Source organism: Bradyrhizobium sp. GCM10028915 (assembly GCF_042666195.1).
GTDB lineage: Bacteria > Pseudomonadota > Alphaproteobacteria > Rhizobiales > Xanthobacteraceae > Bradyrhizobium > Bradyrhizobium canariense_D.
Genome location: NZ_JBHTFN010000005.1, coordinates 202,888 through 216,184, shown reverse-complemented (window position 1 = coordinate 216,184; position 13,297 = coordinate 202,888). Strand labels below are relative to the sequence as shown.

Genomic DNA, 13,297 nt, shown 5'->3' with positions numbered 1-13,297 from the left:
TTAATCAGGCATGGTCAGGTATTGAGCGCGGCGTAATGGCGCACTGCACCGCACTACGCGTCAAACGCGAAAACACCCGTTTTCATAGTCCGTTAGGCAACACGCCCGATCTGGCACGGCATTTGATTCTAAGGGTCCTGGCTGTGCCCGCGTAGTGAACTTTCTCCCTCGTGGCGAACCAGTCGAGAAGCGCCCGGCCACGTCCGGACCGGGCCCAAGCGGGGATAGGACCCATGAAAATTGTTATGGCGATTATTAAGCCATTCAAGCTGGAAGAAGTCCGTGACGCCCTGACCGCCATCGGCGTTCACGGTCTCACGGTGACGGAAGTCAAGGGATATGGCCGCCAGAAGGGCCATACGGAAATCTATCGCGGCGCCGAATATGCCGTGAGCTTCCTGCCCAAGATCAAGATCGAGGTCGCTGTCGCCTCCGACCAGGTCGACAAGACCATCGACGCCATCACGACCGCCGCGAAAACCGGACAGATCGGCGACGGCAAGATCTTCGTCATCAATCTCGACCATGCGGTTCGCATCCGCACCGGCGAGGCCGATGCTGCGGCCCTTTGATTTCGCGCTCAATCAAAATTCAATCAGGAGTAAATGAAATGACGTTTAAGCGTCCCTATGGCGCGGGATTGGCGGCTCTCGCAGTCGGCCTGTTCGCTGCGACCGCAGCCTACGCCGAGCCAACGGTCAACAAGGGAGACAACGCCTGGATGCTGACATCGACAGTGCTCGTGCTGTTGATGACGATCCCCGGCCTCGCGCTGTTCTACGGCGGCCTCGTCCGTTCCAAGAACATGCTCTCCGTCCTGATGCAGGTGTTCTACACCGTCTGCGTCGTCACCGTGATCTGGGCCGTGTACGGCTACAGCCTCACCTTCACCGGCGGTTCCGACTTCATCGGCGGCTTCTCCAAGGCCTTCATGATGGGCGTCACCACCGACTCGAAGGCCGCGACCTTCTCGGTCGACGCCAACATCTCGGAGCTCATCTATATGTGCTTCCAGATGACCTTCGCGGCGATCACGCCCGCCCTCATCGTCGGCGCCTTCGCCGAACGCATGAAGTTCGCGGCGCTCGCGCTCTTCGTCCCGCTCTGGGTCACGCTGATCTACTTCCCGATCGCGCACATGGTCTGGTACTGGCCCGGCCCGGACATGATCCAGGACGCAGCCAAGGCTCTGGCTGCTGCGGCTGATGGCGCGGCGAAGACCGCGGCGCAGGCCAAGCTCGACGAGATCAACGCCGACGCAGGCTGGATCTTCAAGAAGGGCGCGATCGACTTCGCGGGCGGCACCGTGGTGCACATCAACGCCGGCATCGCAGGCCTCGTCGGCGCCCTGCTGATCGGCAAGCGCGTCGGCTACGGCAAGGAGCTGATGGCTCCGCACTCGCTGACGATGTCGATGATCGGCGCCTCGCTGCTCTGGGTCGGCTGGTTCGGCTTCAACGCCGGCTCCAACCTCGAAGCCAACGGCGGCGCAGCCCTCGCCATGACCAACTCCTTCGTCGCCACCGCAGCCGCCGCGCTGTCGTGGATGTTCGCGGAGTGGATCATCAAGGGTCACCCGTCGGTGCTCGGCGTCATCTCCGGCGCTGTCGCGGGCCTCGTGGCCGTCACGCCTGCCGCCGGCTTCTCCGGCGTGATGGGTGCGATCGTCCTCGGCCTCGTGGTCGGCGTGGTCTGCCTGTTCTTCTGCACGGTCGTGAAGAACGCGCTCGGCTACGATGACAGCCTCGATGTGTTCGGCGTGCACTGCGTCGGCGGCATTGTCGGCGCCCTCGGCACCGGCATCCTCGTCAATCCGGCGCTGGGTGGTGCGGGCATCATCGACTATACCGCGATCCCGCCGAAGGTAGCCGATTACGACTTTGCGGCGCAGATGGTCTCCCAGGTCTGGGGCGTCGGCACCACGCTGGTGTGGTCGGGTATCGGTTCGGCGATCCTCTACAAGGTCGTCGATGTGATCGTTGGCCTCCGCGCCAATGTCGAGAGCGAGCGTGAAGGCCTCGACATCACCGAGCACACCGAGCGCGCCTACAACATGTAAGTCTCCTCCCGGGCGCGGCCTCCCCGGAGGTCGCGCTCACAACTACGGTTTGGGGCACATACCCGGCAATGTCCCGACCGTTGAGGGGCTCCAGCGCAAGTTGGAGCCCCTTTCTTTTTGGTCCCGTGCCGCTGGGCCGTCATAAGTTAAATTGCGTTGCTGCGAGCTTGCTGAATATCATGCTCCCCGTTTGGAGCAGGATTTCATGCGTCTGCCCTATTGCCTGGTCTGGTGTTTCCTGTTGCTCGCTTTGTCGAGCCTCGAGGCCCGCGCGGACAAGCGCGTCGCGCTGGTGATCGGCAACGGCGCCTACCGAAACGTTCCCACGCTCGCCAATCCGACCAACGATGCGGCCGATGTCGGCGCGGCCCTCAAGCGATCGGGGTTCGATCCTGTGGTCGCGACCGACCTCGACCAGTCCGCCATGCAGGACACCATTCTTCGCTTCGCGCGCGAGGCCCGCGGCGCCGATGTCGCATTGTTCTATTACAGCGGGCACGCGCTCCAGTTCGCCGGCGTCAACTATCTGGTGCCTGTCGATGCCGTCGTCCGCGACGAGGTCGATCTGCGCCGTCTCGTGCGCGCCGACGAGATCCTGGCGGATCTGCAGCAGGCCAAGAACCTGCGCATCCTCGTGCTCGACGCCTGCCGCGACAATCCATTTGCCGACGAGTTGCGGCGAAACGTCGGACAGGGACGCGGCGTCACCGTCTCACGCGGCCTCGCCAAGATGGAAAGTCCCGAGGGCACTATCATTTCCTATGCGACACAGGCCGGCCGGACCGCCGACGACGGCAGCGGCCGCAACAGCCCCTATACCAGCGCGTTCCTGGAGCACATCGGCGACAAGGGCAACGTCAACACGGTATTTCAAACGATCAGCGCCGGCGTCTACCAGCGCTCCAAAGGCTCACAAGTGCCGGAGCTGTCGCTGTCGTTCTTCGGCGAGTTCTACCTGAACGGCAAGCCCGAAACGGCGGCGTTGTCGCCTGCGACGCCTCAGGTCGATCCCTGCGCGGAGGCCGGAGACCATTGGCGTAGCGCGGAAGCGCTGGGAACGCTCGCGGCATTCAAGGATCACCTCGCACGCTTCCCGGCCTGCGCGTTCGCAGATCTGGCGAAATCGCGCGTCGAGACCTTGGCGAAACCATCAGACACCGCCAAGCGCGTAACCGCATTCGATGGAACCTGGATCGCGAAGGAGACTTGCGAGAACAAGCCCCCATTTCCCGAGGCCTATTTCCAGTATGCCCTGCGCGTCAAGGATGGCGTGCTGCACACTCTCTCCGGGGAAGAGGGCAAGCCCGGTGCCACAATCTATGACGGGAAGATTGAAGCGGATGGCAGCGCGACTGTCACCGTCAACGGGCTGATTGGCGAGAAGGATCCGCTGCGCCGCACAGCCGGCGCGCCCTATCAGTACAAGCTCGCACTCGAGCTGAAAGGAACCACCGGCGCCGGCGTCCGCACCGATACCAGCCGACCGTGTCGGATGGAACTCTCCAAGCTGACGACACAGAGCCCCGCTGCAAGTCCGGGCCAACCTGATTCGAAGCGGGCGCCCAAGCGCGAGGACAAGACGGCCGTGCTGCCGCCAGATCAGGCCGGAGCAGGGCAACCGCGGCAGACCGGAAGCGGCATGAGCTGTTCGTTCATGCGAAGCAGGTGCGCCACGGCATGCGTCGGTATGGGTGGCCGCGCGGATTGCGCTTCAACCGCTTGTCCACGGCTGGAAGCCGAGTGCATGAGCAGCGGGTGCTGGCGCGGCCGGGGATTCAACGGCTGCGGACTTGCCAAGAGATAGATGCACGAACCGGCTGCAGGAGGTCTGTCTTGGTCCGTCCAGGCGAAAGAAAAAGATTGCCATTCCACACCGCCCGCGCAGAAATATCGACCACAAGAAACAACAATCGGGAGGTCGTCATGCGTTTGGAAGGCGGATGCTATTGCGGCGAAGTGCGCTATGTCGCCGAGGGCGACCCGATGATGCAGGCGCAGTGTCATTGCCGCGAGTGCCAGTACATCTCGGGCGGCGCGCCCAACACCTTCATCGCGATGCCGGCGGCTGGCTTCAGCTACATCACCGGGCAACCCAAGCAATTCGCGCGCAAGGACCTCGAACGCGCCGTCACGCGCGAATTCTGCGCTCAATGCGGGACCCATCTGGTGACCAAGGTTCCCGGCCTGCCGGCGGCGATCCTGAAGGTCGGCACGCTGGACGAACCTGCGCAGTTCCATCCGCAGATGGCGATCTACACCTGCGACAAGCAGGACTTCCACGCGATCCCCGCGGGCATGGCGACATTCGAGAAGCTGCCGGGGCATTAGGGCGCCTATCCGCCAAAGCTGTCATAAGCCGTCATGCCCGGGCTTGTCCCGGCATCCACGTTCTTGGACGCCGTCGGAAAGGCCGTGGGTGGCCGGGACAGGCCCGGCCATGACATCGCCAAGACGTCCACCCTCTCGCAATGGCATGACCAGCTCCGAGAGCCGCCCGTGGCCTCATTATTCCTGCTCTGGACCGAGGCGGCGACCGATGGTTAATCGCGTCTTAACCTCGCCCTATCTATGGTGAACTGAACCGCTTCCCGCCGGCGCCGTGCTGCGACCGGCTGTTCCAAGAGTGCTGGCGTCCAGAATGGCTATGACCGCTTCATCCCGTGCGCCGCAGGACAGTGGAAGCTCCGATAGCGAACGCTCTCCCTTCGTCCGGCTGAACGAGCTGCTGGCACCGCATCAGCCCGGCAAGCCTTTGATTTCGCTTGCCGTCGGCGAGCCGCAGCATCCGGTGCCTGATTTCGTCGGCCCGGTACTGGCCAAGCACATCGCCGATTTCGGCCGTTACCCCGCGAACAAGGGCACCGACCCGTTCCGCATGGCCGCGGGCGCCTGGCTGTCGTCGCGTTTCAAGCTGCCGCGACCGCTCAATCCCGAGAGCGAGATTCTCGTCCTCAATGGCAGCCGCGAGGGGCTGTTCCTCGCCGCCATCGCGGCTGCGCGCTATGTCGGCCCGCGTCCCGGCAAGCCCGCGATCCTGATGCCGAACCCGTTCTATCCGGTCTATGGCGCCGGCGCCCGCGCCGCTGCTTGCGAGCCGGTCTACCTGCCGACCACCGCCGAGAACGGCTTCCTGCCCGATCTCGACGCCATCGACGAGGCGACGCTGGCGCGCACGGTGGCGTTCTATCTGGCCTCGCCCGCCAACCCGCAGGGATCGGTGGCCTCGCGCGATTATTTCATTCGCCTGAAGCAGCTCGCCGACCGCTACGGCTTCGTGATCCTCAGCGACGAGTGCTATTCGGAGATCTACACCCGCGAAGCGCCCGGCAGCGCGCTCGAATGCGCTGGCCCTGATTTCACCCGCGTGGTCGCGTTCCAGTCGCTGTCCAAGCGCTCGAACCTGCCGGGCCTGCGCGTCGGCTTCGCCGCCGGCGACAAAAAACTCATCGGCATGTTCCTCGAATTGCGCAACATCGCGGCGCCGCAGGTGCCGGTCCCGTTGCAGCATGTCGCGACCGTTGCTTACGGCGACGAGGCGCATGTCGAGGAGAACCGCAGGCTCTACCGCATCAAGTTCGATCTCGCCGACCAGATCATCGGCAATCGTTACGGCTATCGCCGGCCCGATGCCGGCTTCTGCGTCTGGCTCAACACGTCCGAAATCGGCGACGATGTGTCTGTGTGCCTGAAACTCTTCAAGGAAGCAGGCGTGCGCGTGGTGCCCGGCAGCTATCTGGCGCGGCTCCAGCCCGACGGCTTCAATCCCGGCGCAGGCTACATTCGCCTTGCGCTGGTGCAGGATGGCGAGACCACGGCGCAGGCGCTGCACCGCCTGGTCGAGACTCTGGGTTAGGCGGGGCCCATGAGCATGTCGACAATCGAACGTGTCGTTCCCTTGGTCAGCCATCTGCCGCCCTCGATCCGCGAGGGGCTGGCGCGGCGCGTGCGCGAGCTCAGCGGTCTCGGCCTGATCGCATTGTCGGGCGTCGCCTCGGCGGCGCTGATGACCTGGTCAGTGCAGGATCCCAGCCTCAGCCACGCAACGTCGCGGCCGATCCGCAATATTCTCGGCTATGCCGGCGCGATCGGCGCCGACCTTGCGATGCAGATCCTCGGGCTCGGCGCGATCATGCTGGTCCTGACCGTCGCGGTCTGGGGCTGGCGCATGCTGACCCATCGCCCGTTCGACCGCGAGGCGCTGCGGCTCGGCTGCTGGATTCTCTGCACGGTGATCGCGGCGGGCTTCGTCAGCTGCTGGCCACATGGCGGCGCCTGGCCGCTGCCGACAGGCCTCGGCGGCGTGGTCGGCGATGCCCTGGTTCGCGCGCCCGCGGTGATCTTCGGACCGCCGGGCATGATCTATCGCATCGTGCTCGGCACGATCCTGTTCGCCGCGATGGCGGCGACCTTCCTGATCGCCTGCGGCCTAGGCGCACGCGAGCATGACGACGAACTCGCTGAGATCGAGGACGATGACAAGCCGCTCGACCTGGACGAGGAGAGCGATCGCGGTTCGGTATCGCTGGGCTGGCTGTTCCACGCCTTGATGAGCACGAAGGCACGGCTGATCTGGTTGCTTGGCGCGGCCTACCGCTCGCTGGTCTCGAGCGGACCGAAGACCAAGGCCGTTGCCTTCAGCCGTCAGGAGCCGAAGCTCGGTGGCGGCCGCGCCGCGCCGCCGATCTCGCCGCAGTCCGAAGACGAGCACGACGAGGACGAGCACGAAGAAGACCACGAGGAGGAAGAGGAGGAGGAGCCCGCCGCGCGCGCGCCGCGCAAGAAGGCTGCTCCAAAGGCTGCTTCCAAGAAATCTTCCGACAAGTTCGAGCTTCCGTCCGTGTCGGTGCTGGCCGCGCCCAAGGCCGGCGATCGCCAGCCGCTCAGCAAGGCCGAGCTGGAAACCAATTCGCGCGCGCTCGAAGGCGTGCTGCAGGATTTCGGCGTTCGCGGCGAGATCGTGAAGGCCCATCCGGGTCCCGTGGTCACGCTGTACGAGCTGGAGCCGGCGCCGGGGATCAAATCGTCGCGCGTGATCGGACTTTCCGACGACATCGCCCGTTCGATGAGCGCGCTGTCGGCGCGCGTCGCCGTCGTGCCGGGCCGCAACGCCATCGGCATCGAGCTGCCGAACGCGCATCGCGAAAAGGTCTATCTGCGCGAGCTGCTGGTCGCCAAGGAGACTGTCGATTCGGTTGCGAAACTGCCGCTCTGCCTCGGCAAGACCATCGGCGGTGATCCCGTCATCATCGACCTCGCACGCACGCCGCACATGCTGATCGCCGGTACCACCGGCTCCGGCAAGTCGGTCGCCATCAACACCATGATCCTCAGCCTGGTCTATCGGCTGCGCCCGGACCAGTGCCGCCTGATCATGGTCGATCCGAAGATGCTCGAACTCTCCGTCTATGACGGCATTCCCCATCTGCTCACGCCCGTCGTGACCGACCCAAAGAAGGCGGTGGTCGCGCTGAAATGGGCCGTGCGCGAGATGGAAGAGCGCTACAAGAACATGGCCAAGCTCGGTGTGCGCAACATCGACGGTTACAACACGCGCTTGCTCGAATTGAAGGCCAAGGGCGAAGAGCCGACGCGCACGGTGCACACCGGCTTCGACAAGGAAACCGGCAAGGCGATCTACGAGGAAGAGAAGCTCTCGCTCGACCCGCTGCCCTACATCGTCATCATCGTCGACGAAATGGCCGACCTGATGATGGTCGCCGGCAAGGACATCGAAGGCGCGGTGCAGCGCCTCGCGCAGATGGCGCGCGCCGCCGGCCTGCACGTGATCCTCGCAACGCAGCGTCCATCGGTCGACGTCATCACCGGTACCATCAAGGCGAACTTCCCAACCCGCATCGCCTTCCAGGTGACGTCCAAGATCGACAGCCGCACGATTCTCGGCGAGATGGGTGCCGAGCAGCTGCTCGGCCAGGGCGACATGCTCTACATGGCCGGGGGCGGTCGCATCAGCCGCGTGCACGGACCTTTCGCGTCGGACGAGGAAGTCGAGAAGGTGGTGCGCCACCTCAAGACGCAGGGACAGCCGGAATATCTCGAAGCCGTCACGGCCGAAGAACCCAGCGAAGACGAGGACGGCGCGGTGTTCGACGCGTCCGCCATGGGCGCGGATGGCGGCGGCGATTTGTTCTCGCAGGCTGTTGCGATCGTCAAACGCGACCGTAAGGCCTCTACCAGCTATATCCAGCGCCGCCTGCAGATCGGCTATAACCGCGCCGCATCGCTGATGGAGCGCATGGAACTGGAGGGCATCGTCGGACCCGCCAACCACGCCGGCAAGCGCGAGATCCTGGTCGAGGAAGAAGACAGCCATATGTGAGGCGAGCCGCCTCAAACCATCATTCACGCAAAAACGTTATCTGCTTTTGGCCGAAATCACGCTAAAAGGGCGCCCAGCCACACAGGACGACGCGTTGATCAGACATCCGGACATTCGATTCGCTGCCATTGTCGCCGCGCGGAGCGCGCGCATGGCCGGCGTAATTCTCGTCACCGCCGCGATGGTGATCACGGCGTCGTTCGCGCAGACCGTTCCCGTGCCGAAGCCTGCACCGAAGGGCCGCGACGGCGGTCCGGCCGTTGGAGGGCCCGCGGTCACCGGCGCGACCCAGACGCCGCCGAATCCGGTGATCCCGGATCCGCGCCGCAACGTGCCGAGCAGCATCTTCCAGACCTTCGATGCCAACCAGAAAGCCCAGGCCGCCAAGGTCAGCGCCTATTTGTCGTCATTGTCGACGCTGGTCGGGAATTTCGTCCAGGTCGGCCCCGACGGCAGCAAAACGCAAGGCGACTTCTACATCCAGAAGCCGGGCAAGGTGCGCTTCGAGTATGACGCGCCGAGCCCGATCGACATCGTCGCCGACGGCTCGTCGCTGGTGGTGCGCGACCGCAAGCTCGCGACGCAGGACGTCTATCCGCTGTCGCAGACACCGCTGCGTTTCCTGCTGTCCGACCGCATCGACCTGATGAAGGACACCAACGTCGTCAACGTCTCGGCCGACGACGTCTTCGTCAGCGTCACCATCGAGGAGAAGCAGGCGCTGGTCGGCACCAGCCGCCTCCTGCTGATGTTCGGCGCCAAGGACGGCCAGTTGAAGCAGTGGACCGTCACCGACCCGCAAGGCTACGACACCACGATCGCGGTCTACAATCTGGACACGAGCAAGAAGCTCGATCCCGGCATGTTCAAGATCGATTTTACCAATTACGGCCCGTCGCCGGGATAGGTGCCGTAGGGTGGGCAAAGGCGCACTTGCGCCGTGCCCCCACCATCTCTCATCCTCACGCCAGCTATGGTGGGCACGCACGCTTCCGCCTTCGCTCTTCGAGCTACGGCGGACAAGTCGCTTTGCCCATCCTACGAGACCTGTGGACACGCATTTGCGTACGCCCAATCCATGCTAAGACGCATCCCTCATGCATTTTTCCCTGACAACCTGGAACATCAATTCGGTGCGGCTGCGCATCGATCTGGTCGCAAAATTTCTCAAGAGCGCGCGGCCGGACGTGCTGTGTCTCCAGGAGACCAAGTGCATCGACGACGCCTTTCCCCTGAAGCGCTTCAAGCGGCTCGGTTACGAGCATGTCGCGCTGAACGGCCAGAAGGGTTATCACGGCGTCGCCATCGTCTCGAAGATTCCGTTCGAATCGAAGGACATCCGCACCTTCTGCGACAAGGTGGATTCACGCCACATCTCGGTATCGTTCGGTGAGAAGGCTGGGATCGCGAAGCCGCTGGTGGTGCATAATTTCTACGTGCCGGCCGGCGGCGACATTCCCGATCCCGCGTTGAACGAGAAATTCGACCACAAGCTCCGCTTCCTCGACGAGATGAAGGCGTGCGAGCCGCTGCATCCGCGCGGCGAGGATCGCCACATCCTGGTCGGCGATCTCAACGTCGCCCCGCATGAGAACGACGTCTGGTCGCACAAGCAGCTTCTGAAAGTGGTGTCGCACACGCCCATCGAAACCGAGAAGCTGCAAGCCGCGCTCGCCGCCGGTGAGTGGGTCGACGTCGCGCGCGAGCGCATTCCGATGTCGGAAAAGGTCTACACGTGGTGGAGCTACCGCTCCGCCGATTGGACTGTCGGCGACCGCGGCCGCAGGCTCGACCACATCTGGGTCTCGCGCGCGATGAAAGATGCGGTGAGTGATTTCAAGATTTTGCGCGATGCGCGGAGCTGGGAGCGTCCGTCGGATCATGTGCCGGTGACGGTGACGCTCGAGGTTTAATGTCGCTCTGGCGAAAGCCAGGCCCATTACCACCAATCTTCGTTGTTGCGCGAGGACATCGGCAATCGCACCAAGCCAGAAACATTTGGGATGACGGGTCCTGGCCTTCGCCAGGACGACATCACGACGTCAGCTTCGCACCCGCCATCAATATATCGCTGGCGATCTGGCTGGAGCGCACCGCGAATTCGTCGCGCAGGCGGACGGCGGCGGCGGGGTCGCTTTCGAGCACACGCTGAAACAGGCTGCGCGCGACGCGGATGACGGAGGCGTGCTCGATCGCGATCGCGCTCGACGGCCGCTTCATCGGCACGATCAGCGCGAGCTCGCCGATCAACGCACCGGGACTTGCGATCATCTCCGCACCGGCGCCGTCGTCGACCCGGAAGGCGCCGCGCTGGACCACGAAGCCGGCATCGGCATCGTCGCCGAGATTGAACAAGACGTCGCCGCGGACGAAGTCACGCTGCTCGGAGCCGATCGCCAGCATGCGCAACGAAGCGTCTCCCAACAGGCGCAGTGTCGGGACACGCTCCAGAAGCGCTACATCATCGTCGATTGACATTCAGGTCCGGGGCTCAAGGGCACGCAATCTAAAACGATTCGCACGCCCCTGAAGCGTATCACGGCACCAGCTTGTAGCCACCGGCTTCCGTGACCAGGATTTCCGGGTTCGCGGCGTCCTTCTCGATCTTCTGGCGAAGCCGGTAAATGTGGGTTTCCAGCGTGTGGGTGGTGACGCCGGAATTGTAGCCCCAGACCTCCTGGAGCAGGGTCTCGCGCGAGACCGGCATCTGGCCGGCCCGGTAGAGGAAGCGGAGGATGGCGGTTTCCTTCTCCGTCAGCCGGACCTTGCGCGCATTGGCGGCGGTCAGCATCTTGGAGCCGGGCCGGAAAGAGTAGGGGCCGACCGAGAACACTGCGTCCTCGCTGGCTTCGTGCTGCCGGAGCTGGGCGCGGATGCGCGCCAGCAGTACGGCGAAGCGGAAGGGTTTTGCGACATAGTCGTTGGCGCCGGATTCCAGCCCCAAAATCGTGTCGGAGTCGGTGTCATGCCCGGTGAGCATGATGATCGGAGCCTTGAACCCGCCCTTGCGTAAGGAACGGACCACTTCGCGGCCATCGGTGTCGGGCAGGCCAACATCCATCAGGACGAGATCGGGGGCATTGGCCTTCGCGGCGCTCGCGCCCTTGGCGCCGGTATCGACCGCGGAGGCTTCAAATTCTTCGTGCAGCGACAATTGCTCCACCAACGTATCGCGCAGATCGGTATCGTCATCCACGATCAGGATCTTGCGGGCATTGGCCATAGGGGGTCATCCTTTTGGGGTCCGGCGCGGCGCGCATCCATGCTGCACCCAGCCGAGAGGGAAGTTTAGGGGTCGCCGTTATTATTGTTGTTCGTCTTGAAGTAGTGGGCTGTTACCGATTCACAAGCCAGAACCACTCTAACCTAGAATAGCAGGCCGTTTTGATGAATGTCCTGTAATGAATTCGACATCGCACGTTCACATGAAAAATAAAGCTGCTTCAGCTAGTTACACCATGAACCGGAGCGCCGGGCCGCTCTCGGTGATCCGCGTTAAGCCTGCCGCCGGGAAGCCGCGCCGGGGCTGGCTGACCGCCGGAGCGCTGACGATTCCGGTGGCGCTCGGACGCGGCGGCATTCTGGCGAACAAGCGCGAGGGCGATGGCGGCACCCCGCGGGGCAGCTTCCGTCCGAGGCGATTGTGGTGGCGGGGCGACCGGCACAGCCGCCCGCAGACCTTCCTGCCGGCCCGGATCATCACCGGCGAGGACGCCTGGTGCGAGGATCCCAAGGACCGTCATTACAATCAGGGAATCCGCCTCGGCGAGGGGCAGGGCGGCGACCGGCTCAAGCGGGCCGACCATCTCTATGACTTCATCATCGAAATCGACCACAATACGAGGCCGCGGATCGCCGGCCGGGGCAGCGCGGTGTTCTTGCATCTGGCCCGCGACAATTTCGGCCCCACCGCAGGCTGCGTCTCGATGACCGAAGCGGCGATGCGACAATTGCTGCGGCGGCTTGGACCAAAAACAAAAATCATCATCGGATGAGGACACATGCTCGACAAGGATCAGATCGCCGCCGCTTCGCAGGTCCTGGTCAAACATTGGCGCGACGGCACCAAGCTTGACGCGCTGGAGCCAGAGTTGCGGCCTCAGAACCGCACCGAGGCTTACGCCGTGCAGGCTGCGCTCAGCGGGACTTTGTTCGGCTGGAAGATCGCGGCAACGAGCGAGTCCGGACAGAAGCACATCGATGTCGCGGGACCGTTGGCCGGTCGGATCATGAGCGACACCGTGATCGCCGATGGCGGCACCGCCTCGATGAAGGGCAACGCGATGCGCGTCGGCGAACCCGAGTTCGCTTTCGGCATGCGGCGCGATCTGCCGCCGCGCGCGGCGCCATATACTGTCGACGAGGTGCTCGCCGCCGTGGACAGCTTGCATCCCGCGATCGAGATTCCCGATTCGCGCTTTGCCGATTTCGCCAGCGCCGGCGAGGCGCAGCTCATCGCCGACAACGCCTGTGCGCATCTGTTCGTGCTGGGCGCAGCGACGAATGCGAACTGGCGTGCCATGGACCTCGTCGAAGAGCGGCCGCAGATCACGCTGCGCGGCCAGCGCTATCTCGGCCACGGCAAGAACGTGCTCGGCGATCCCCGCATTGCCCTGGCCTGGCTGGCCAACGAGCTGCGTGGCCTCGGCATCACCTTGCGGGCAGGGGAGGTAGTGACCACGGGCACGTGCCATCCGCCGCTTCCGATCCAGGCGGGTGATCGGTTTGTCGCGGACTTTGGCGCGCTGGGGAAGGTGGCGGTGGGGTTTGAATAGGCCCCACATACACCACCGTCATTGCGAGCGCAGCGAAGCAATCCAGAATCTTTCCGCGGAGGGACTCTGGATTGCTTCGCTGTGCTCGCAATGACGAAATCGAGAGTTCGTATGGCGCTCTGCCGT

Annotated in this window: 12 protein-coding genes; 10 read left to right on the top strand and 2 right to left on the bottom strand. The window is 64.0% G+C overall.

The features are described 5' to 3' along the window. Positions 1–233: 233 nt before the first annotated feature. From ACFQX9_RS04605 to xth, 8 genes are all read left to right on the top strand, one after another. The gene (locus tag ACFQX9_RS04605; RefSeq protein ID WP_007598642.1) at positions 234–572 is read left to right on the top strand and encodes a P-II family nitrogen regulator; all 339 of its coding nucleotides are present in this window, start codon (positions 234–236) and stop codon (positions 570–572) included. A gap of 38 nt (positions 573–610) precedes the next feature. Next, entirely contained in the window at positions 611–2,059 is a 1,449-nt protein-coding gene (locus tag ACFQX9_RS04600) for an ammonium transporter (RefSeq protein WP_085349226.1), read from the top strand. A gap of 205 nt (positions 2,060–2,264) precedes the next feature. Further along, positions 2,265–3,863 carry a caspase family protein gene (locus ACFQX9_RS04595; RefSeq protein WP_085349280.1) on the top strand — a complete coding sequence of 533 codons (1,599 nt, stop codon included), beginning with the start codon at positions 2,265–2,267 and terminating at the stop codon, positions 3,861–3,863. 119 nt (positions 3,864–3,982) lie between these two features. Next, the gene (locus tag ACFQX9_RS04590) at positions 3,983–4,387 is read left to right on the top strand and encodes a GFA family protein (protein ID WP_018459659.1); all 405 of its coding nucleotides are present in this window, start codon (positions 3,983–3,985) and stop codon (positions 4,385–4,387) included. 310 nt (positions 4,388–4,697) lie between these two features. After that, positions 4,698–5,912: an aminotransferase class I/II-fold pyridoxal phosphate-dependent enzyme gene (locus ACFQX9_RS04585; RefSeq protein ID WP_162496342.1), complete on the top strand. Its 1,215-nt coding sequence runs from the start codon at positions 4,698–4,700 to the stop codon at positions 5,910–5,912. 9 nt (positions 5,913–5,921) lie between these two features. Next, positions 5,922–8,396, top strand: coding sequence for a DNA translocase FtsK (locus ACFQX9_RS04580; RefSeq protein ID WP_085349228.1), 2,475 nt, complete (start codon positions 5,922–5,924; stop codon positions 8,394–8,396). 151 nt (positions 8,397–8,547) lie between these two features. Beyond that, entirely contained in the window at positions 8,548–9,303 is a 756-nt protein-coding gene (locus ACFQX9_RS04575; RefSeq protein WP_018459655.1) for an outer membrane lipoprotein carrier protein LolA, read from the top strand. A 190-nt stretch (positions 9,304–9,493) separates the two neighbouring features. Next, positions 9,494–10,309 (top strand): exodeoxyribonuclease III, encoded by an 816-nt coding sequence (xth, locus tag ACFQX9_RS04570; RefSeq protein WP_085349229.1) that lies wholly within the window; start codon positions 9,494–9,496, stop codon positions 10,307–10,309. Positions 10,310–10,430: 121 nt separating this feature from the next. On the opposite strand, the gene ACFQX9_RS04565 is transcribed toward xth, so the two are convergent. Both ACFQX9_RS04565 and ACFQX9_RS04560 read right to left on the bottom strand, forming a co-directional pair. Beyond that, positions 10,431–10,874, bottom strand: coding sequence for a cyclic nucleotide-binding domain-containing protein (locus ACFQX9_RS04565; RefSeq protein ID WP_007598631.1), 444 nt, complete (start codon positions 10,872–10,874; stop codon positions 10,431–10,433). Between the two features lie 58 nt (positions 10,875–10,932). Then, the gene (locus ACFQX9_RS04560; protein WP_007598630.1) at positions 10,933–11,619 is read right to left on the bottom strand and encodes a response regulator transcription factor; all 687 of its coding nucleotides are present in this window, start codon (positions 11,617–11,619) and stop codon (positions 10,933–10,935) included. Positions 11,620–11,854: 235 nt separating this feature from the next. Here ACFQX9_RS04560 and ACFQX9_RS04555 point away from each other — a divergent pair, with 235 nt between their 5' ends. Then, on the top strand, positions 11,855–12,391 hold the full coding sequence (locus ACFQX9_RS04555; protein ID WP_240543268.1) for a L,D-transpeptidase: 537 nt from the start codon (positions 11,855–11,857) through the stop codon (positions 12,389–12,391). 6 nt (positions 12,392–12,397) lie between these two features. After that, complete coding sequence (locus ACFQX9_RS04550) at positions 12,398–13,171, top strand: 2-keto-4-pentenoate hydratase (RefSeq protein ID WP_368508973.1); 774 nt, start codon at positions 12,398–12,400, stop codon at positions 13,169–13,171. The last annotated feature ends 126 nt before the right edge of the window (positions 13,172–13,297 follow it).

Bases quoted from the DNA above. Each gene is read 5' to 3' on its own strand.
- ACFQX9_RS04585 (WP_162496342.1), top strand. From the start codon at position 4,698: ATGGCTATGACCGCTTCATCCCGTGCGCCGCAGGACAGTGGAAGCTCC.
- ACFQX9_RS04560 (WP_007598630.1), bottom strand. From the start codon at position 11,619: ATGGCCAATGCCCGCAAGATCCTGATCGTGGATGACGATACCGATCTG.
- ACFQX9_RS04600 (WP_085349226.1), top strand. From the start codon at position 611: ATGACGTTTAAGCGTCCCTATGGCGCGGGATTGGCGGCTCTCGCAGTC.
- xth (WP_085349229.1), top strand. From the start codon at position 9,494: ATGCATTTTTCCCTGACAACCTGGAACATCAATTCGGTGCGGCTGCGC.
- ACFQX9_RS04605 (WP_007598642.1), top strand. From the start codon at position 234: ATGAAAATTGTTATGGCGATTATTAAGCCATTCAAGCTGGAAGAAGTC.
- ACFQX9_RS04590 (WP_018459659.1), top strand. From the start codon at position 3,983: ATGCGTTTGGAAGGCGGATGCTATTGCGGCGAAGTGCGCTATGTCGCC.
- ACFQX9_RS04565 (WP_007598631.1), bottom strand. From the start codon at position 10,874: ATGTCAATCGACGATGATGTAGCGCTTCTGGAGCGTGTCCCGACACTG.
- ACFQX9_RS04595 (WP_085349280.1), top strand. From the start codon at position 2,265: ATGCGTCTGCCCTATTGCCTGGTCTGGTGTTTCCTGTTGCTCGCTTTG.
- ACFQX9_RS04580 (WP_085349228.1), top strand. From the start codon at position 5,922: ATGAGCATGTCGACAATCGAACGTGTCGTTCCCTTGGTCAGCCATCTG.
- ACFQX9_RS04550 (WP_368508973.1), top strand. From the start codon at position 12,398: ATGCTCGACAAGGATCAGATCGCCGCCGCTTCGCAGGTCCTGGTCAAA.
- ACFQX9_RS04555 (WP_240543268.1), top strand. From the start codon at position 11,855: ATGAACCGGAGCGCCGGGCCGCTCTCGGTGATCCGCGTTAAGCCTGCC.
- ACFQX9_RS04575 (WP_018459655.1), top strand. From the start codon at position 8,548: ATGGCCGGCGTAATTCTCGTCACCGCCGCGATGGTGATCACGGCGTCG.